Source organism: Kordiimonas sp., assembly GCF_048264555.1.
In the GTDB taxonomy this organism is placed as follows: Bacteria; Pseudomonadota; Alphaproteobacteria; order Sphingomonadales; family Kordiimonadaceae; genus Kordiimonas.
On record NZ_JBLXCX010000001.1, the window covers coordinates 1,042,688 to 1,061,874 of the forward strand.

Annotated in this window: 17 protein-coding genes and 1 tRNA gene; 9 read left to right on the plus strand and 9 right to left on the minus strand. The window is 55.7% G+C overall.

All coding sequences use genetic code 11. From position 1 onward, the window contains the following. Window positions 1-93: 93 nt before the first annotated feature. Window positions 94-504, minus strand: coding sequence for a RidA family protein (locus ACN0XZ_RS05060; protein WP_417456622.1), 411 nt, complete (start codon window positions 502-504; stop codon window positions 94-96). Then, entirely contained in the window at window positions 501-941 is a 441-nt protein-coding gene (locus ACN0XZ_RS05065; RefSeq protein ID WP_417456623.1) for an acyl-CoA thioesterase, read from the minus strand. Before ACN0XZ_RS05065 ends, ACN0XZ_RS05060 begins: the two co-directional genes overlap by 4 nt. Window positions 942-1,183: 242 nt before the next feature. Here ACN0XZ_RS05065 and ACN0XZ_RS05070 point away from each other — a divergent pair, with 242 nt between their 5' ends. From ACN0XZ_RS05070 to ACN0XZ_RS05080, 3 genes are all read left to right on the plus strand, one after another. Continuing rightward, window positions 1,184-1,798, plus strand: coding sequence for a hypothetical protein (locus ACN0XZ_RS05070; protein ID WP_417456624.1), 615 nt, complete (start codon window positions 1,184-1,186; stop codon window positions 1,796-1,798). A gap of 258 nt (window positions 1,799-2,056) precedes the next feature. Next, on the plus strand, window positions 2,057-2,656 hold the full coding sequence (locus tag ACN0XZ_RS05075) for a hypothetical protein (RefSeq protein ID WP_417456625.1): 600 nt from the start codon (window positions 2,057-2,059) through the stop codon (window positions 2,654-2,656). Window positions 2,657-2,977: 321 nt separating this feature from the next. After that, window positions 2,978-3,634 carry a hypothetical protein gene (locus ACN0XZ_RS05080; RefSeq protein WP_417456626.1) on the plus strand — a complete coding sequence of 219 codons (657 nt, stop codon included), beginning with the start codon at window positions 2,978-2,980 and terminating at the stop codon, window positions 3,632-3,634. 219 nt (window positions 3,635-3,853) lie between these two features. Here ACN0XZ_RS05080 and ACN0XZ_RS05085 read toward each other — a convergent pair whose 3' ends face one another. The 5 genes from ACN0XZ_RS05085 to ACN0XZ_RS05105 all read right to left on the minus strand — a co-directional run bounded on the left by ACN0XZ_RS05085 (window position 3,854) and on the right by ACN0XZ_RS05105 (window position 8,831). Beyond that, window positions 3,854-5,446: an AMP-binding protein gene (locus ACN0XZ_RS05085; protein ID WP_417456627.1), complete on the minus strand. Its 1,593-nt coding sequence runs from the start codon at window positions 5,444-5,446 to the stop codon at window positions 3,854-3,856. A 41-nt stretch (window positions 5,447-5,487) separates the two neighbouring features. Then, the gene (locus ACN0XZ_RS05090) at window positions 5,488-6,660 is read right to left on the minus strand and encodes an acyl-CoA dehydrogenase family protein (RefSeq protein WP_417456658.1); all 1,173 of its coding nucleotides are present in this window, start codon (window positions 6,658-6,660) and stop codon (window positions 5,488-5,490) included. 11 nt (window positions 6,661-6,671) lie between these two features. Further along, window positions 6,672-7,481 (minus strand): enoyl-CoA hydratase family protein, encoded by an 810-nt coding sequence (locus ACN0XZ_RS05095; protein ID WP_417456659.1) that lies wholly within the window; start codon window positions 7,479-7,481, stop codon window positions 6,672-6,674. 21 nt (window positions 7,482-7,502) lie between these two features. Then, a complete protein-coding gene (locus ACN0XZ_RS05100; protein WP_417456628.1) occupies window positions 7,503-7,964 on the minus strand; it encodes a MarR family winged helix-turn-helix transcriptional regulator in 462 nt (153 codons plus the stop codon). 105 nt (window positions 7,965-8,069) lie between these two features. Then, window positions 8,070-8,831: an SDR family NAD(P)-dependent oxidoreductase gene (locus tag ACN0XZ_RS05105; RefSeq protein WP_417456629.1), complete on the minus strand. Its 762-nt coding sequence runs from the start codon at window positions 8,829-8,831 to the stop codon at window positions 8,070-8,072. Window positions 8,832-9,004: 173 nt separating this feature from the next. Between ACN0XZ_RS05105 and ACN0XZ_RS05110 the strand changes: the two genes are divergently transcribed. From ACN0XZ_RS05110 to ACN0XZ_RS05125, 4 genes are all read left to right on the plus strand, one after another. Further along, on the plus strand, window positions 9,005-9,781 hold the full coding sequence (locus tag ACN0XZ_RS05110) for a metallophosphoesterase family protein (RefSeq protein ID WP_417456630.1): 777 nt from the start codon (window positions 9,005-9,007) through the stop codon (window positions 9,779-9,781). A gap of 170 nt (window positions 9,782-9,951) precedes the next feature. Beyond that, complete coding sequence (locus ACN0XZ_RS05115; RefSeq protein ID WP_417456631.1) at window positions 9,952-11,250, plus strand: outer membrane beta-barrel protein; 1,299 nt, start codon at window positions 9,952-9,954, stop codon at window positions 11,248-11,250. 51 nt (window positions 11,251-11,301) lie between these two features. Further along, window positions 11,302-11,868 carry a polysaccharide biosynthesis/export family protein gene (locus ACN0XZ_RS05120; protein ID WP_417456632.1) on the plus strand — a complete coding sequence of 189 codons (567 nt, stop codon included), beginning with the start codon at window positions 11,302-11,304 and terminating at the stop codon, window positions 11,866-11,868. Between the two features lie 58 nt (window positions 11,869-11,926). Then, the gene (locus ACN0XZ_RS05125) at window positions 11,927-14,206 is read left to right on the plus strand and encodes a GumC family protein (protein WP_417456633.1); all 2,280 of its coding nucleotides are present in this window, start codon (window positions 11,927-11,929) and stop codon (window positions 14,204-14,206) included. Window positions 14,207-14,311: 105 nt separating this feature from the next. On the opposite strand, the gene ACN0XZ_RS05130 is transcribed toward ACN0XZ_RS05125, so the two are convergent. Next, window positions 14,312-14,400: transfer RNA gene (locus ACN0XZ_RS05130), tRNA-Ser, on the minus strand. A 265-nt stretch (window positions 14,401-14,665) separates the two neighbouring features. Between ACN0XZ_RS05130 and ACN0XZ_RS05135 the strand changes: the two genes are divergently transcribed. Continuing rightward, the gene (locus tag ACN0XZ_RS05135; protein ID WP_417456634.1) at window positions 14,666-15,061 is read left to right on the plus strand and encodes a TonB family protein; all 396 of its coding nucleotides are present in this window, start codon (window positions 14,666-14,668) and stop codon (window positions 15,059-15,061) included. A 249-nt stretch (window positions 15,062-15,310) separates the two neighbouring features. Here ACN0XZ_RS05135 and ACN0XZ_RS05140 read toward each other — a convergent pair whose 3' ends face one another. Next, window positions 15,311-17,608, minus strand: coding sequence for a methyl-accepting chemotaxis protein (locus ACN0XZ_RS05140; protein WP_417456635.1), 2,298 nt, complete (start codon window positions 17,606-17,608; stop codon window positions 15,311-15,313). A gap of 244 nt (window positions 17,609-17,852) precedes the next feature. On the opposite strand from ACN0XZ_RS05140, the gene ACN0XZ_RS05145 reads away from it, so the two are divergent. Beyond that, a complete protein-coding gene (locus tag ACN0XZ_RS05145) occupies window positions 17,853-19,043 on the plus strand; it encodes an NAD(P)/FAD-dependent oxidoreductase (RefSeq protein WP_417456636.1) in 1,191 nt (396 codons plus the stop codon). The last annotated feature ends 144 nt before the right edge of the window (window positions 19,044-19,187 follow it).

Below are 19,187 nucleotides of genomic sequence, written 5' to 3' on the forward strand. Positions count from 1 at the left end.
CTTTTTTGGCCCTTCTTGGCCCCTTTTTTGCCGTATAGCCTCCCGCCTTCGCGGGAGTGACGGTTTACCCCCTGCGCCAGTGCTGCGGTCACTTCACGCGTGCGGCAGCACGGCGGTGGTTTCAATCTCAACCCGGGCTTTTGGCTCCATCAGGCCAGAGACCGCCACGCATGCCATGGCAGGATAGTTCTTGCCCATCAGCTCACGCCATATGGCCCCCATGCCGGAAAGGTTCGCCAGATACTCCTCCCGGTCTGTCACATACCATGTCATGCGGGTGATATGCTCTGGCCCCGCGCCCGCTTCCGTCAGCACGGCCAGCGTGTTTTCAAGCGTTTGCCGCAGTTGGCCAAGGAAATCCTCCGCCTCAAAAACCATGTCTCCGGTTTGAGCATCAAATATCCAGCCAATCTGGCCCGCCACAAAAACCATGCGGCCTTCCGCCATTATGCCGTTTGAATATCCGCTCGGCCTTGGCCAGCCTTCCGGCAACAGGGTTTTCATGCGTTCTCTCCGTTATGGTTTTGGTGTGCATTCAGCCACGGTGTCATCGCCGCTTTTGTGTGCGCGGGCCATGGCAGGCTTTTGCCTGTTTGCATATCCATATGCACAATCACAAGGGTGGCCGAAAGCCGCGCTTCGTCGCCTGCGCGGGCGTGAATGTTAAGGGTGCAACTTGAGGTGCCAATGCGTGCCACGCTCAGGTCGAAGGTCAGTTCATCATCAAGCTTGCTGGGGGCGTGGAAGTTCACGTCAATGTGCGCCGTGGGCACCGCGCGGCCTTCAACAAGATGCAGCTGTTTGAAGCTTTCGCCAACGCCGCTCGCAAACCAGTCCTCCACCAGATCATTGATCAGCTCAAAATAACGCGGGTAAAACATGATGCCCGCCGCATCCACATGTTTGAAGCGTACCGCGATATGACTTTCAAAAACCTGCATGGCGGCCCGGTGCCCCTCGTGATGCTCTAATGGGTGATGCCTGAATGATTAAAATTATTTTAGCACTAAATTAAATTGCTCACAAGCATGCTCTCAGGCCCTATCCGCGCCATGACTGTGCCACAGGCGTAAATGCACAAGAAAAGATGATTCGCGAGCCCCATCCGCGCATGAGAAAATGCGAGCCTGCACTCGGACACGGGCGTGGTGCCCAAGGCCATTGGTGCAAGGAGTTTTCTGACATGAGATTGGTTATTCTGGTTGCGGCTTTTGGGGTTATGGGCGGCGTTGTTACGCTCTCCCCCACCCTCAGCCCTGCTGTTGAGGCTCAAAGCGTGTCTGAGCAGCAGACCGTACAGGCTCAGCTTATTGCCCTTGCGCAAGCGGGCAACTGGGCGGCCTTCAACAGCCTGGTTGATACCCAGGTAGCCGCCGGCCGGGCGGGCATGCTGGCCACAATCGCGGGCAATATCTCCACCATGGGCCTCACTATCGCGGATACCGATACATCGAGCGCAGTCGCACTTTCGCTGGCAGCAATGGCCATCGCAGACAATGCCACTGTGTATGGCGCGAACCCGGGCATCGGCGCCACCGTGGGCAATAATGTGGGCCAGGTGAAAGCCAAGATCGTTCGGCGCAGCCCGGCGGGCGCAGCCGCTTTGGCATCTGCCGCCGCGCGCAGCGGCGCACCGGGGCTTATGGTGGCGTACAACGCGGGCCAGTCCGGCACCCAGCAAACCGGGTCTACCACAACGGTTGTCACTGTGGTGCGGCAAACGCCGCCGCGCCCCACAACACCGGTTGTGCCAATTATTGTTGAGCCAAACCCGGACCAAGCTGGCAGCCCAACCTGAGAATAAGGTTCGTGAGGGGTGGCTGAAGGATGCTCAGCGCGCACCCAAGCGCACGTTTTTTCAGCATTGTCAATGATTTGACCATAACTGGCGCAGCCGCACCGGCCTGCGCCGGTGTTGCGTTGTTGCAACATCAATGTTTTTGACAGTCATGGCCATCTGTGGCATGGTTAAATCAATTATTCATGCGTGATGGGGCAATGCCTCCTCCACCCATAGACCAAACTGGCCCTTGGCCCACCTGACTGGAGAGCGATAATGCGTTTGGCAATTGTAGTAGCGGCATGCGGCCTTGTGCTCGCGGCACCCATGGTAGCCCCAACAGCCCTGATGAATAAGGCGGAGGCTCAGGCGACTGCCACGCTGCCTCAGGCAGAGCAAGCCAGCGTTGACGCGGCCATTGATGCGGTACTGGCAAACACCGCCCTGACGGCAGATCAAATTACGCAGCAGATCGCAACCATTGTGCAGAATTCGTCCAATCCTGCCGCCGCAGCCAAGCGCGTTTCAGCCAAAGTGGCCGGTACGTCTGGGTTGTCAACGGCGGTCGTACAAGCAACTGGCGCCGGTTTGATGCAGGTTGTTACTAACCTTCAAAGCTCGGACCCAGCTACGGCATCTGATATTCAGGTTACTGTTGCGATGAGCTCGTCAGCAGACTTCCAGATTGGCTATGTCAACGGGCCAACGACACAGACGCAAGTTGCCGGCGGCAACCAGCAGACAGGTACGACCACACCGGTTGTTCGCCGCACCACCACCCGGAGGGTCGCGCCACCACGGCCACGTATACCCACAACACCGACTGTGCCGATCATTATTGAGCCGAACCCCAGTCAGGCTGGCAGCCCAACCTAAGGCTTGTGGCCGCGCGAATCTGCGCTCACGAGATAAAGTTTCAGGAAGGTCGGGGTTTCCCCGGCCTTTTTAACTATGCACTCGCCCCCCCCTGTTTCCACCGTGTTTTCACCCGCATTCCCAGTGTGTTATCTGCCGCCTGACGGGTGTGGCCTATTTTAGGTTGCAGCCTGTAACTCAATAGAAACATTAATATTTTTGACAATATTTCCCCGCCATGGCATGGTGGCCCTAACTTTTTATGCCTGATGGGGGGCAGTGCCTCATGTGTATGGCACATAGAATCGGTCATTTTTTGACCCACTGAACTGGAGAGTGATAATGCGTTTGGCAATTGTAGTAGCGGCATGCGGCCTTGTGTTTGCGGCACCGGTTGTTGCGCCGACAAGCGTGATGAGTAAGGCTGAAGCGCAGGCGACAACCATGACAATGGAAGAACGAACCCTGCAGGCGCAGGTCGTTGCGCTGGCGCAAGCGGGCGATACGGACGGCATTAAGGCGCTGATCCGCACCAAGATCGCCCAGGGCAAGGCCGCTTTGGTGGCCAAGGTTGCCAAGTCAGTAGCTGCCATGAGCACGCAGCTTGCTGGCACTGATTCATCGTCGGCGGCCTCGCTCGCATCCGGGGCGATCGTGATCGCGTCTGATCCAAGCGTTGCAGCTGCGGACAGCACGGTTGAAGCGGACGTCGGCGGCAGCGCCGCCCAGACGGCTGCAGCACTGACGAATACCGACCCGGCTAGCTCAGCTCAAATCCAGCAGACTGCGGCGTCCGTAGGCAGCCAAAACCTTGTGGCAAGCTTCATGACCGGCGGCAGCAATACCCAGACGGCTCAGCAGACAACCCCCACGACACCGACTGTTCGCCGCACCGGCACCACCCGGCGGGTCGTGCCACCACGGCCACGTATACCCACAACACCGACTGTGCCGGTTATCGTTGAGCCCAACCCGGATCAGGCGGGCAGCCCAACCTAAGGCTTGTGGCCGCGCAGCGCGCGCTCACGAGATAAAGTTTCCGAAAGGTCGGGGTTTCCCCGGCCTTTTTTGTTGGCATGCTTGTTGTCACCCCCGCGAAGGCGGGGGTCCATAGTGCGGCAGTCAATCGTGAGGCGGTTGTTTGGCCTTTATAAGTTGGATTCCTTTCCCTCGCGCCCAAGGCTGCTCGCCGGGAATGACAGGGTATCCCCCTCGCTATTATCCGCGCAGCTTGAAGCGCTGTAGCTTGCCGGTTTGGGTTTTGGGCAGCTCATCAATAAATTCAATCGCGCGCGGGTATTTATAAGGTGCGATGGTGTTTTTAACGTGCGCCTGCAAGGTGGCCGCGAGCGCCGCATCACCCTCATACCCCTTGGCTGCAACCACAAACGCCTTCACGATCTGGCCACGGTCAGCGTCCGGCACGCCGATGACAGCGCATTCTGCCACCGCGTCATGCGCGAGAAGCGCCGCCTCAACCTCTGGCCCACCGATATTATAACCCGATGAGACGATCATATCGTCTGACCGCGCGATGAAGGTGAAATAACCGTCTTCGCTTTGGTGATACGTATCGCCCGTGATGTTCCAGCCCCCTTGCACATAGGTACGCTGGCGGTCGTCCGCCATATAGCGGCAACCGGTGGGGCCCTTCACTGCAAGTCGCCCGGTGGCAGGCGGGGTAAGGATAGTGCCATCGTCATCCTGCACACAGGCTTCATAGCCGGGCACGGGTGTGCCGGTGCTGCCGGGCCGGATGGCATCATAAGGGGCGGAGATGAAGATATGGATCATCTCGGTCGCGCCGATGCCGTCCATCAGCTTGAGGCCGGTTTCCGCATACCACGCGTGATAGGTGGCCTCGGGCAGGGTTTCCCCGGCTGAAATACAGCGCCGCAGGCTTGAGAGGTTGCGCCCTTCCATTTGCCCCAGCATGGCGCGGTAGGCCGTGGGGGCGGTGAAGATGATGGTAACACCGTGCCGCTCGATTGTGTCCATGAACGCCTCGGCGCTTGGCCCGCTTGGGAGCGCGACCGCCGCACCAAAGCGTGCGGGGAAGACTACAAGCCCTCCCAGCCCGAAGGTGAAGGCAATCGGCGGTGAGCCGGAGAAGATATCGCTGGCATCCGGTTTCACCACTTCAGCGGCATAAGTGTCTGCCATAATTAGCACATCGCGGTGGAAATGTATGCAGGCCTTTGGCTGGCCCGTGGTGCCGGAGGTGAAGGCCAGAAGGGCCACATCATCCTGCGCCGTGGCAACCGGGGTGAAATTTGCCGGTTTGTTTTTCATGTGGGCTTCAAGTTCCGCGCCTTTATCGCCAAAGCCCATGATTTTAAGCTTGCTGTGCGTGAGCTTGGCGGCAACTGCCAACTCGTCCATCAGGCTGTTTTCACTGAGCGCGAGTGTGATCTCTGCCTTGTTGCAGATGGTGACAAGCTCTGGCGCACGTAGAAGCGGCATGGTGGCCACAACAACGCCTCCCGCCAGCAGCACACCGTACCAGGCGGCCAGCATCATCGGGGTATTGCGCCCGCGCAGTAGCACGCGGCCCCCCGGCACAAGGCCCATATCGGCGGTGAGCACATGCGCGATGCGGCTGGCTTCAGTGGTCAGCTCCGCATAGGTCCATGCGCCGTCCGCCCACAGGATAGCGGGGGCATCCGGCGCGCCACTGGCCAGAAGGGCGGCCGCCGCGTTCAACCGTTCAGGATAGTTGAGCGCGGGCAGGGTGAACGTCAGCTCAGGCCACTGGTCTTCGCTCGGCAGGTTATCCCGCGTAAACGTGTCGATATGGGCACTCTTATACATCGTGATGGGCTCCCCTCCCAAAGTTCCCAAATGGTGGTGTTCTATTCAGACAAAAGCTGCCGGGCGATCACCAGTTTCTGCACCTCTGACGCGCCTTCATAAATGCGCAGCGCGCGGATCTCGCGGTACAGTTCCTCAACCTTCACGCCCTTGGTGACGCCCATGCCGCCAAACATCTGCAAGGCCTTGTCGATCACGGTTTGTGCGCTGTCAGTCGCATAAAGTTTTGCCATCGCAGCTTCGCGCGTGACACGCGGTGCGCCGCTGTCTTTTGTCCAGGCCGCGCGGTAGATCAGAAGCGCGCTTGCGTCGATATCAAGCGCCATCTCCGCCAGCCGCTCCTGCGTGATTGCGAGATCTGCGAGCGGGGCACCAAACAGCTGCCGCGACGTGGTGTGGTTGACGGCCTCCCCAAGGGCGCGGCGCGCAAAACCAAGGGCCGCCGCCCCGACGGTGGAGCGGAAGATATCCAGCGTTTGCATGGCAAGCTTAAACCCGCCCCCGCGCGTGCCGAGCAGGTTCCCTTTGGGGATCACGCAATCATCAAACTTGAGCCGGGCGAGCGGATGCGGCGCGATCACCTCAATGCGTTCCTTGACCTTGAGACCATCGGTGTTCGCGTCGACCACCACGGCGGATAAGCCGCGCGCGCCAGCGGCCTCGCCCGTGCGGGCAAACACGCAGTAAAAATCAGCGATGCCGCCGTTGGAGATATAGGTTTTTTCACCCCTCAGGCGGTAACCGTTCTTTTTCTCTTCAAGCGTGCTGGCGATCTGCGCAACGTCCGACCCTGCCTCAGGTTCGGTGAGCGCAAAGGCGGCGATTTTTTCACCCATTGCCACAAGCGGCAGGTAGGCCTGTTTTATCGCCTCATCGCCTGCGAGAGAGATAGCGCCGGAGCCCAGGCCCTGCATGGCGAACGCGAAGTCTGCGAGGCCCGAGTGCCGGGCCAGGGTCTCACGGATGATGCACAGCGAGCGCACGTCCAACTGGTCAAACATACCGCCATAAGCCTTGGGCACCGCATAACGAAGCCAACCGCCAGCACCCAGCGCGCGCACCAGCACCCGGCAGGTGTTGTCTACATCCTCATGCGCGCCGGGGGCATCAGTGATGGCGGGCAGGGTGCCCAAAGCCCAAACGTCCAGCTCGTGGGCTAATGTTCGGTGGTGGTCGTTAAAAAACGGCCACTGCAGGAAGGTTTTGTCTGTCATAAGCTTTGCCATCAGTCCCCCTCAAACACAGGTTTCTGTTTGGCAACAAACGCATGATAGGCGCGCTCAAAATCCTTGGTCTGCATGCAAATGGCCTGCGCCTGCGCTTCCGCCTCAATGGCGGCATCCAGGCTCATATCCCATTCCATATTCAGCTGGTTTTTGGTCATGCCATTCGCAAAGGTGGGCCCGGCCGCCAGACGGGCCGCCAGTTCTTTTGCCTCCGCCATCAGTTTGTTTTTGGCAACAATGCGGTTGAAGAAACCCCAGCGCTCGCCCTCGTCCGCGCTCATGGTGCGCCCAGTGAACAACAGCTCAGACGCCCGGCCCTGACCGATGATTCGCGGCAAGATCGCGCACGCGCCCATGTCGCAGCCCGCGAGGCCAACGCGGTTGAAGAGAAAAGCGGTGCGCGCGTCCTTTGTTGCGAGCCTGAGGTCTGACGCCATGGAGATGATGGCACCTGCGCCGACCGATATGCCGTCAACCGCAGCGATGATGGGCTGCGGGCAACCGCGCATGGCTTTGACAAGATCACCGGTCATGCGGGTAAACTTGAGAAGGTCGGGCATGTCCATTTTGACAAGCGGTCCGATGATTTCATGTACGTCGCCGCCAGATGAGAAGTTGCCGCCAGCGCCCGCCATGATGACCGCTTTCACTTCCGGCAGGTAAACAAGTGCGCGGAACGTATCGCGCAGTTCAGCATAGCTCTCGAAGGTGAGCGGGTTCATGCGGTCCGGCCGGTTGAGCGTGACGGTGGCGACACCATCCTCAAACTGCCAAAGGAAATGTTTGGGCTTGAAGGTTTTGGGGTTCATGTCGGCCATGGTGTGATCCTCTTAATCCAAATCAGGTGTGCTGAGTTTTTCCAGCAGGCTGTGCAGGGTTTGATGCTCATGGGCGGTCAGAGGGGCGAAGAGGTCTTCAACCCACAAGGCATGCTCTGCCGCCATTGCCTCAAAAGTTTTACGCCCCTTGTTTGTCAACCGCGCGACAGCCGCTCGCGCGTCATTAGGGCATGGTTTGCGGTCCACCAGCCCTTCTTTCAGAAGCGGGGCCATCACTTGCGTGACATTGCCATTTGAAACCATGAGCTGCTTTGAAAGCTCAGACAGGCGCACACCTTCATCGGCCGCACGGTAGAGATTCGCGAGCACATCAAAGCGGGAGAGGGAAACACCGTGCGCCGCTTGCATCTTTGCGGTCAGTGATTTGCGGATGGCATTGCTACTGCCAAGAAGCTTGAGCCAGCTTCTCAGCGCGCGCTGCTGCGCTTCAGTGATGCCCGGATGATTCGCCATCTTACCCCTCGACCTGATGCTTGAAATTTATTTTAGCACTAAATTAAATAGGACTCAAGCGAGTGCGAGTGGGTAGGTTGGCCTGTGGATGTGGTGGGGTGGTGGTTACATAACCTCGCCACACGCAACGGCGATAGCCTGACCGTTAATGGCGCTCGCCTTTTCACCAGCCAACCACAGCACTGTATCGGCGACTTCTTCCGGGCGAATCAGGCGATTTTCCGGATTATGATGGGTTAGCTCATTCAGGGCGGCCTTTGCACTACGCCCGGTTTTCTCCACAATATTCTGGACCGAGGTGCGCACGATATCGGTGTCCGTAAAACCTGGGCAAACAGCGTTGGCAGTGACGCCTGTGCCAGCAAGCTCGAGCGCAAGGGCCCGGGTCATGCCGAGGATGCCATGTTTGGCAGCCGTATAAGCGGCAGTGTAGGCATAGCCTTTGAGGGCGGCGGTGCTTGCGACGGTGATAATACGGCCAAACTGCTGGGATTTCATGTGTGGCAGCACCGCGCGGGTGCAGAGGAAGGCCCCGGTGAGGTTCACATCAAGCATCGACTGCCAGACCTTGAGGCTGGTGCGCTCAAGCGGTGCTGTTGCGGCAGCGCCCGCGTTATTGATCAGCACATCAGGCATCATGTCGGATTCCATGAGGGTATCAAAAGCCCTGGAGACGTCTTCCTCGCTGCTCACGTCGAGAGCGAGGGGATGCAGGGCAGGTGCTTTGGCGACTGCTTGCTGCAAACGGTCCAACGAGCGCCCTGCGATGATGACCCGAAAGCCTTCATGGGAGAGCATCTTCGCGACGGCAAGGCCGATGCCGGAGCCGCCCCCTGTTACAAGTGCTGTGTGTTGTTTTGAACGCATACCCTGACCCTCCATTCATACACCTTAGAGCTAATTTGAGAGGGGATACAAGCGCGGGCTTTTGCACCGTCAAGAGAAAGCGCTGATGCGACTGTGCGGCTTTTTTGTTGTGCCGCATTTTATTTGTTATAGCTTGGCAGCATTGTAATGACTGAGTTTGGGAGCCTGCCTGCGTGACGTTCTGGCGGAAAATCTGGAAAAGCAAACCGCAACCTGAAGTGCCCATGAAAGATTGGGCGCTACCGGAGGGCGCGCTGGTATATGCCATCGGCGATATCCATGGTCGTTTTGATCTCTTGCAGAAATTGCTCACCCAAATTGAAGAAGACCGCACCGCCCGTTGGGGCGTGGAAAACACCTATATTGTTTTCCTTGGGGATTATGTGGACCGGGGCTTTCAGTCCTATGAGGTGATAGAGTATCTGGCGAATTATGCCGCGCGTGGTGTTACCCCTATTTTCCTGCGCGGCAATCATGAAGAGCTGATGCTGCGCTTTATGGAAGACCCGGTTGAGGCACAGCTGTGGTTAAGTGTTGGTGGCCCTTCCACGCTCGTAAGTTATGGCATTGACCTCCAGTCGGCTGAACTGTCGGGCGATATCCTTATGGCGTCGGATATGCTGATCCAGAAGATGCCGGAGCATCATCTGCGGTTCCTGAAGAACCTGCAAACGAGCTGGCGGCTGGGCGACTATTTTTTTGTGCATGCAGGGCTTAGGCCGGGTGTGCCCTTGAAGGCGCAGCGTGCAAAAGATCTAACAACCATACGGCAGGATTTCACCCAGAGCCGCCACAATTTTGGCGTATGTGTCGTTCATGGTCACACAGGCGTAAAAGAACCGGAGCATGTTGGGAACCGGATAGGCGTGGATACGGGAGCGTTTGCGACGGGTGTTCTGACCGCTGTGGTGCTTGAGGGTGAAGAGGTTCGGTTTTTGGCGACAACCTAAATATTTTAGTGTTGCACTCACGCAACAAGACAAAATATTATTGATTCCATGGACTTCTGCACTCTAATGCAGTAAACAAATCAACAAGTATCTGTGTATATTGACGTAAGTTTTAAAGATAGCGTTATGCCGTGTATTGTCGGCATCCTCCTCCAACTGGGGTAAGATAGATGAAAAATCAAAAGACCATGATTTTGGCAACCTTGCTGCTCGGCAGCACCTCGCTTGCGCCTGCAGCTTTTGCTCAAGACGCCGCAGCTGAAGGCGATGCGGTGAAATCCGTTTATGAGCGTTCGCGGCCAGATTATGATGCACCGGGCATCCGCTCGGGCAGTTTCCTTTTTTACCCGACAGTTGGTGTGGAAGGTAAGTATAACTCTAATATTTATGCTGAAGAAAGCAATGTTACCGATGACTTTGTTGTTGCGGTGAAGCCTTCCTTCAACCTGGTGTCTGACTGGAACTCCAGCTACCTTGAAGTTTTCGCGAAAGCTGACATTGGCCGTTACCTTGATAATGGTGGCGAGAATTATGAGGATTATGGTTTTGGGCTTAATGGCCGCAAAGACATCTCTTATGGCACAGACTTCCATGGCAATGTAGCTTACGACCAGAAGCATGAAGATCGTGGTTCGCCGGATGCGGTTGGTAATGCTAGTGAGCCGACACAGTTTTCTGTGATGACAGCTTCTGTTGGCTTCAAGCGCGATGTATCCATTCTGTCATTCGCAGCGGACGCTGAGTATGTGAAACGTGATTTTGATGATGTTGCGCTCAACGGTGGTGGCTTTCGTGATAACCAGCACCGTGACAGGGATCGTCGCAAAGGTACACTCCGTATTGGCTATGAAATGGCGGATGGTTATGAAGCCTTTGTTCGTGGCTCGATGGACCGCGTCGAGTATGACGATTCCAAGCGGAACGGTGGACCACAGCGTAACTCGGACGGGTATGAAGCCGTTGCTGGTGCTGCATTTGACCTGACCGGTAAAGCCAAAGGTGAGTTTTACGTAGGTTACATGAAGCGCGCCTTCGATTCGAATACGCTTGGCAGCATAGACGGCATCAACTTTGGCGCTGAATTGCTGTGGAATGCGACGGGCTTGACCTCGTTCCAGGGTACAGTGAAGCGGTCGATTGAGGAAACAACGATTAAAGGTAAAGATATTAACGACCCTACTTTGGACGTTTACTCTTCTGGTATCGTGGCGACGCTCTTCTCCGGGCGTGTTGAACATGAATTGCGCCGCAATGTGCTTCTGAATGCTGATGTAAGCTATACTCGTCAGAACTTTGAGTTGACCACCCGTGAAGATGAACTTTGGGGTGCAAAACTTGGCTTGAAATATCTGCTAAACCCGAATTTCGACATCAATGCGGGTTATAGCTACGACTACCGCGATACGACCACGCAGGGTCAAGATTACCAGCGTCATTCGTTTAGGGTTGGTATCAAGGGCCAATGGTAAGTATACTCCTCAATCAATAACGTGTTCAGTTAGTCATCATTGGTTGAGGTAATGCAGACATTTCGTGTTTTGATAATCTTATGTGTGGCGAGCCTTGTGGGGCTCGCCCAAACTGTTTATGCGCAAACGGTTGCGGAAACCCCGCCAATCGTGGATGCAGAGCGGTATGAGCTTGGCTCCGGCGATAAGGTCAGGGTCATCGTATATGGTGAGGATGACTTGTCTGGCGAGTTTGAACTGGACGGTTCGGGCATTGTCGCTTTGCCACTTATCGGCCCGGTAAACATCGGTGGGCGTGATCTCGCGGTGGCGGAACAGCTTATCAGCGCTAAGCTGGCGGACGGGTACCTCGTAAACCCAAGGGTTAGCATCGAAGTGCTGAACTATCGGCCCTTCTACATTCTTGGCGAAGTAAAAAAGCCGGGCAGCTATCCTTACGTGAACAGCATGACGGTACTGAATGCTATTGCATTGGCCTCTGGCTTTACCTACCGGGCGAACGAGAAGAAAATTGTCATCACCCGCCGTGTTGATGGCGTAGAGAAAAAAATCACCGTTGAAGATACGACGCTGGTACTGCCGGGGGATATCATTCGCGTACCAGAGCGCTTCTTCTAATTTCAGGCCATGGCTGAAGGCGTGTGAAGATGCGCCCGGCGATGTTTAGGTTATAAGCATGTACGACAATCACTATTCAGACCCAGAGCACCGGGCATCTGCGACGGGGCAAAACACAGCGACGTCTCCTATCGATGATGGCGAGATCGATATCCGGTCTCTGCTGCTTGTTCTGTGGCGCCGGAAATGGGTGATCGTTAACACCGCAGTGTTTCTTGTTGTGCTATCGACCATCATTGTTTTCCAGCTCACACCTCGCTACACGGCCCAAGCGATGCTGGCCATTGAGACACGCAAAAACAGTGTGGTTGATCTTGAAGCTGTGATGTCAGGTGTGGGGACGGATCAGGCCGCGATCAAAACCGAGATTGACGTACTTCAGTCGCGCCGGCTTGTTGGCAAGTTGGTGGACAATCTGAAACTGACGCAAGACGCTGAGTTCAATTCGGCGCTGAACCAAAAAAGAAGCTTGCTGTCTTACCTCAACCCCTTCAGCTATCTGCCTGATGCTTGGACGGATGCGATTCTGGGGCGAAAAGATGATACCCGCTCCCCGGAAGAAATCGCTCATGCTGTGCGCGCCAAGGTGATTGATAATGTTGCAGCTGGTCTTTCTGTAAGCAATCCGCCACGCTCTTACACGCTTGAAGTCTCTTTTGTGTCCGTCGACCCTAAAAAAGCGGCTCGTATTGCTAATGCGTTGGCAAATCTCTACCTTACAGATCAGCTGGAGGTTAAGTTTGAGGCCACTCAGAGGGCTAATGAATGGCTTAATGAGCGCGTGTTTGAGCTTCGTGAAAAAGTGCGGCTCACGGAGCAGGCGGCGCAACAATTCCGCGAAGAACACCAACTTATTCAGACACAGTCAGCGGGCCTCGTGAACGAGCAGCAGCTCACACAGATCAACACGCAGCTCGTTACCGCGCGCACGGAGCTAGCGCGCATTCAGGCACGCCAGCGACAGATCGAACAAAATGTGGCTGAGGGCGATGTGGAAGATTCGGGGCTTCTTGAAGTTGTGCAGTCTCCGCTTATTCAGCGCCTTAAGGAGCAGGAATCGGAAGTGCGCCGCCGCCGAGCGGAACTGGGCACTCGCTATGGGCCCAAACACCCGCGCATGATGAATGTGGAAGCGGAGCTTGCGGACATCAAAAACAAGATTACGCTTGAGATTAACAAGATTGTTGCCGGCATTCGTGGTGAGGCGGAGGTCGCGGCAATCCGTGTGCGCACGCTTGAGCAAAATATGGACGCACTGAAGCAGGAAAGCTATTCGGTGAGCCGGGCGCAGGTGCAGATGCGCGAGCTGGATAGGGAAGCGGAGGCTAACCGTTTGCTTCTGCAAACTTTCCTGACCCGCTTCAAGGAAACCTCAAGCCAGGATGGTATCCAGCAGGCGGATGCGCGTATTATCTCTGAGGCAGACATTCCAACTGTTGCGTCTTTCCCAAAGAAAAAGCTCATCATTTTGCTTGTTGCCTTTGCGGGTGCGGGGCTTGGTGTTGGTCTCGCGTTCCTTCTGGAAGCGCTTGATAACGGCTACCGTAGCCCGGACATCCTGCGCCAGGATCTGCATTTGCGGCCGCTTGGCATGATCCCCCTTGTGGGTAAAGCCGTGCTCCAAAGCGGGGGGCCTGAAAAATATATCGTTGCAAAACCGACATCTTCTTTCGCGGAAGCGCACCGCAGCATTCACGCGTCGCTGATGTTTAGCGGAGCTGGAGGCACAACACCCAAGGTGCTGGCCGTTACCTCGTCCATTCCGGGGGAAGGTAAGTCAACCGCGACTTTGTGTCTCGCGCATATCCTTGGGCGTACCGGCCTCAAAGTATTGGTTGTTGAGGCGGACCTCCGCCGTCCGGTGTTGCGGAAGCGCCTCGGCCTTGATGAAGGCAAATATGTCAGCGTGAACAGTGTGCTCAGCGGTAAAGCAGCAAAGTCGGGCGGTTCGATTTACCAAGATGAAACATCAGGTGTTCATGTGCTGTGGGCAGAGCGTGACGATAACCCGCAGAAGCGGTTTGCCGGGCCGGAGTTTAACCAGTTCCTGGGTGAAGCACGCAAGCAGTATGATCTGGTGCTGATTGATACGCCGCCGGTGATGGCCGTGGCTGATGCTCTGATCATTGCGAAATATGCCGAAAGCATCATGTTTGTGGTGCAGTGGGAAGCAACCGCCAAAGGCATCGTCAAAACTGCTGTGAAGCAATTGCAGCAAACCGGTATTCCGATCGCAGGTGCCGTGCTCACACAGGTCGATATTAAGCGGCACCGCGGGTATGGCTACGGAGACCAAGGCTATTATTATGGTAGCAAGAGCAACTATTACACCAATTAGGTGCTCTCAAAAGTTTCGTTTAAAAAAGCGCTGCCCACGTTGGCAGCGCTTTTTTTGTCCGCCGCACAAGTACTTCGTGAAGGGCAACTTTGAGAAGGGGGTAGATGGCGGAGCCGGAGGGATTCGAACCCTCGAGGGGCAGGACCCCAACACGCTTTCCAGGCGTGCGCCTTAAACCGCTCGGCCACGGCTCCATAAGACAGCGATCCCGACCTGATATCCTGCTGAAGGTGCGGGTGCGGGGCGCACTATAGCCATCCTGTCCCTAAAGGCAAGGGGGAAATGCCTTGCTATTATACTTCTGCAATAGAGGCTGCGAAGGCGATATAACAGAAGCGTGACAAGCGCTTTAAGTGCGTGATAACCTTAACGCGTGATTAAGCATAATAATTATCACAGTTTTTACCGGATCCGGTTATAAATGGGTTGGGGAGACGAATTTTCTGGAGGAGGAATCGGATGATTTTTGCAGTGTTATTCACCGACATTGCGTTGAGACTGAAGCGGTTTGCCGCCCTGACGGCAGCTGCACTTTTGTTGCTGAATGCTGCGCCTGCGTTTGCGGATGAGATCAAAGACTGGCAGCGCGAGATCGTAAAAAAGATTATCAAGACCCATATCTACCCGCGTTCTGCGATTGCTCGCGAGATTGAAGGTAGTGCCAAGGTGCAGGTAACTATTGATCGCACCGGGAAGATCATGTCTTACGATATTACGGAGCCATCGGGTGAGGACCAGCTCGACAAGGTCATCCCGAAGATGATGGAAAAACTGGACCCGCTTCCAGAGCCCCCGGCCAGCCTGCCGGATGGCAACCTCTCGTTTGTCATTCCGATTGCCTGGCGGCTACAATAAACAATGCAACAGTCGTTGTATCGAGAAGGCCCGTAAGGGCCTTTTTTATTGCGCCGAGATAAGGAGGACTGATTCTCACGACCTCATCGAGAGGAGTTTAACAAACGTGAGGCTTGAGCCCGCTCCGTGGCGTAATGGAATACCTCTTGGTTTGCGCAAGTTACGCCCAATAAAAAGGGCCCACCAAAATGAGCCCTTTAGCATCTTGATAGAGTAGCACCACGTGCGGCGCCACCCTTTGTTTGATCTCTATTCTTCTTCGCGGATCGTGCGAAGGAAGTTTTCAACCTGACTACGAAGTTCGTCGGACTGCTGTGTCAGCAGTTGAGCAGCCGATAGTACCTCTGTCGCTGCTGACCCGGTCGACGTCGCGCCCTGGTTCACAGCGTGAATGTTTGAGGTTACTTCCTCGGTGCCGGTGGAAACTTCGGCAACGTTGCGGGCGATTTCCTGCGTGGAAGCATCCTGCTCTTCAACCGCAGACGCAATAGACACGGATGTGGACTCGATTGCCCCAATGATGCCTTTAATCTCATCCATGGCGCGCACCGCGAGGCTCGTGGCATGCTGCATGCCCTCAACCTGTGCACTGATTTCCTGTGTTGCTTTTGCCGTTTGGTTCGCGAGTGATTTCACCTCGCTGGCCACAACCGCAAAGCCCTTGCCCGCATCACCCGCGCGGGCCGCCTCAATAGTGGCGTTGAGTGCAAGCAGGTTGGTTTGCTCGGCAATATCGTTGATAAGCTTCACCACGTCGCCAATCTTCTGCGCAGCATCCACAAGCTCAGCAACGTCTTTACCGGCGTTCTCGGTACGGTTCACAGCGTCGCGTGCCGATGCAGACGACTGGTTGGTCTGGCCTGTGATCTCCCGAACAGACGCCGAAAGCTCTTCTGCGGCGCTTGCCACCATCTGTGCGTTAGAGCTGGCTTGCTGGGCTGCGTTTGCCACCACTTCCGACTTCTTGGAGGTGTCATCAGCGGTTTCAGCCATGCCGCGTGCGGCACCTTCCATCTCAGCTGCGGAGTTGGAAACACCCTGCACAACAGCCATAACAGAGGCTTCGAACTTGTCCGCAAGGTCGAGCATCGCTGCCCGGCGTTCCTCGCGAGCTTTTTCCTCACGCTCTTGTTCGCGGCGGCGGGTTTCTTCTTCTTCCTCACGCTTGCGGCGCTCAGCTTCTTCAGAGCGTATACGCTCTTGCTCTTCACGCTCGCGCTGCTCGGCTTCAAGTTTCTGCCGCTCAACCGCGTTTTCCTTAAATACCTGCACGGACCGCGCCATGTCGGAAACTTCGTCGCCGCCATCGGTATAAGGTACATCAACTTCCAGTTTGCCTTGTGCAAGCACCATCATGGTGTCGGAAAGCGCGTTCACCGGGCGAACCACTTTGAACATCACAACCCAGAAGGCCACACCGCCAATCGCGAGCACAAAAATCATCAGGATCACGGCGACAGTTACGTTGCCAGTTGCAGCACCCACAGCGGCTTCATTCAGCTCTTTTGATAGCGCACCGGCATAGTTTGCCATGCTGTTCACAGGCGCCGTTGCTTTTGACGCTTCCTGAATCCACTCAGCGGCTGTCATGCCGTAGTCGACATACATATTGCCTTCGTCGTCCATAGATGGATCGGCGGAAAGGTCATAAAGCGCAAAACGGGTGTTCGCGAACTCGTCAAAAAAGGCGGCCTGAATAGCTTCAAGCTGGGCCTTGCGTTCTTCTGGTGTGGTGTTTTCATTCACCACAGAACCAGAGTTGGCAATCGAACGCACCTGATCCCACGCCGCTTGCACGCGGCCAACATATTGTGAGCCGAGAGACTGTTTCACGGCAGAGATTTCTTCGCCCGACGCAACGTTTTCACCAAGAATGGCGGATTCAAGCGTCGCATATTCAATCATCTGCCACAGCTGATGCTTGAGCCGGATCACGAGAGAAATGCGGTCATCACCAAAATCATAGTTTTCCTCTAGGGCAAAACGGACATTCAGTGCTGCTTCAATCAGATTGTTCATAACCTTGGTTGCGTCGCGGCTGCGCAGTTCGCGGGCGTCAGACATCGCGTCAAGGTCCTGGTCGATTTGGGCCAGTTTTGATTCGTATTCACCGTAGGCGTCGCGGAATTTCTGTTTCGATTCTTCAAACTTTGCCACTACGTTTTCGTAGATGGCTGGGTTGAAGTCTTCCCCATCAAACGGGGGCAATTCGTCAAGGCGGGCTGCAACGTCTTCATACGCGTTTTCTACCACGCGCCGGTTGCTGCTTATCATATTGGTCAGGTAGCCATCGGCCGGGCCTTTGAAGCCATATCCCGCGTAGGTGGCGCTCCGTTCCCCACTAAGTGCCAGTTTAAGCTGGAGAATCCCATCAATGGCCTGGTTGATTTCCATTGACCGTTCTGCGCGCGCGCTGTTTTCAAGCGCACCGTCCATACGCAGGTAGGTCAGCGTGATAACGATGGCCATCAGCGTAGCGGTTACCGCCAGCAAAAGATTACGAATGCTGAAAAATTTATTTTGCAGGATATTGTCAAGCGCCGCCATTGTGGAGTGCCCCTTGTAATTTCGCGAACTCAGCTCTTAAAGTTTTAAGCTAACCTGCTCAATAGATTGCATATCACGGTTAACGAACCTTAAAGAGTTACGGATTTTATGGTGACTTTTTTACCGGCGTCACCTCCCCCTATGCGCGATAGTAGCGTTAGAATTCTTGTGATCAACCGAATCGTTATATAAATAGCGCGTTCCGTGCAGTTTTTGGCTGCAGGAAGGGGTAAAGGATCGCGCATTGGTTGATGAAGCTCTAGAAAACGTTGATGTTGTTATTGTTGGTGGCGGTGCAGCCGGTTTGATGTGCGCGCTCACAGCGGGTGGCCGTGGGCGTTCGGTACTGCTTGTTGAGCATAACAAAAAGCCAGGTGCCAAGATTCTGATTTCAGGTGGCGGGCGCTGCAATTTCACCAACCAAGATGCTGTGGCCAGCTCCTATATTAGCGATAATCCGCACTTCGCCAAGTCTGCGCTCAGCCGCTACACGCCGTGGGATTTCATGAACATTCTGGCGAGGCACGGTGTTACCTGGCACGAGAAAACACTCGGCCAGCTTTTCTGTGATCAGGGCGCCAAGCGCATCCTTGAAGTGCTGCTGGATGAATGTAAAAGCGTGGGCGCAGAGGTGCGGTGTGGTGTGAGCGTAAAGTCGGTCACATTTGGGTCTGATGGCTATACGCTTGCGACGACTGCAGGGCCGGTAAGGGCCAACAAGCTTGTGATTGCATCAGGCGGGCTTTCTATCCCCAAAATGGGGGCAACCGGTTTCGCTTACGATATTGCGCGGCAGTTTGGCCTTACGGTCAATACCCCGGTACCGGCCCTTGTGCCCTTTACCTTCAGTGACACTGACCTTGCATTCATGAAACCGCTCGCGGGGGTGGCGGCAATGTCACGCGTGAGCATTGGCAAAACGGCGTTCCGGGAAAGCCTTCTTTTCACCCATCGCGGCCTATCGGGGCCTGCGATCCTCCAGATATCCAGCTATTGGGACGAGGGTGTGCCGGTGCTTATTAACTTGCTGCCCGATGACGCTGATGTTGTCGGTTGGCTCAAGGATATGCGGGAGGTGCGGCCAAAAGCGGCTTTGAAAACCGCGTTGACTGAGAAGTTGCCAGCGCGCCTCGCGGACGCCATCGCGGAAAGCTGGGTTGGGACCATGGGGTCATTCTCAAACGCGGCGCTTGAGGCCGTGGCAAAACGGCTCACCGCGTGGGAGGTAACACCATCCGGCACGGAAGGTTTTGCGAAAGCCGAGGTAACCCGCGGCGGTGTCAGCACGGATGAGTTAAGCTCCAAAACGCTGGAGGCTAAGACGCAACCGGGTCTCTATTTCATTGGCGAATGTGTGGACGTAACCGGTTGGCTCGGCGGCTATAACTTCCAGTGGGCCTGGGCCAGCGGCTGGGCTGCCGCGCAATATTTGTAGTTGTATAGGAACTGTCCGTCGTCAGAACATTTGTCTCAACTTGAGCACGTTATGATGTGAGTGTTTGGCTCATCATTTATTGATATTATGCCGCTTGTTGTTGATGTTGCAAGCGACGTTGTTTGATGGTGTTTTGTTTAATCC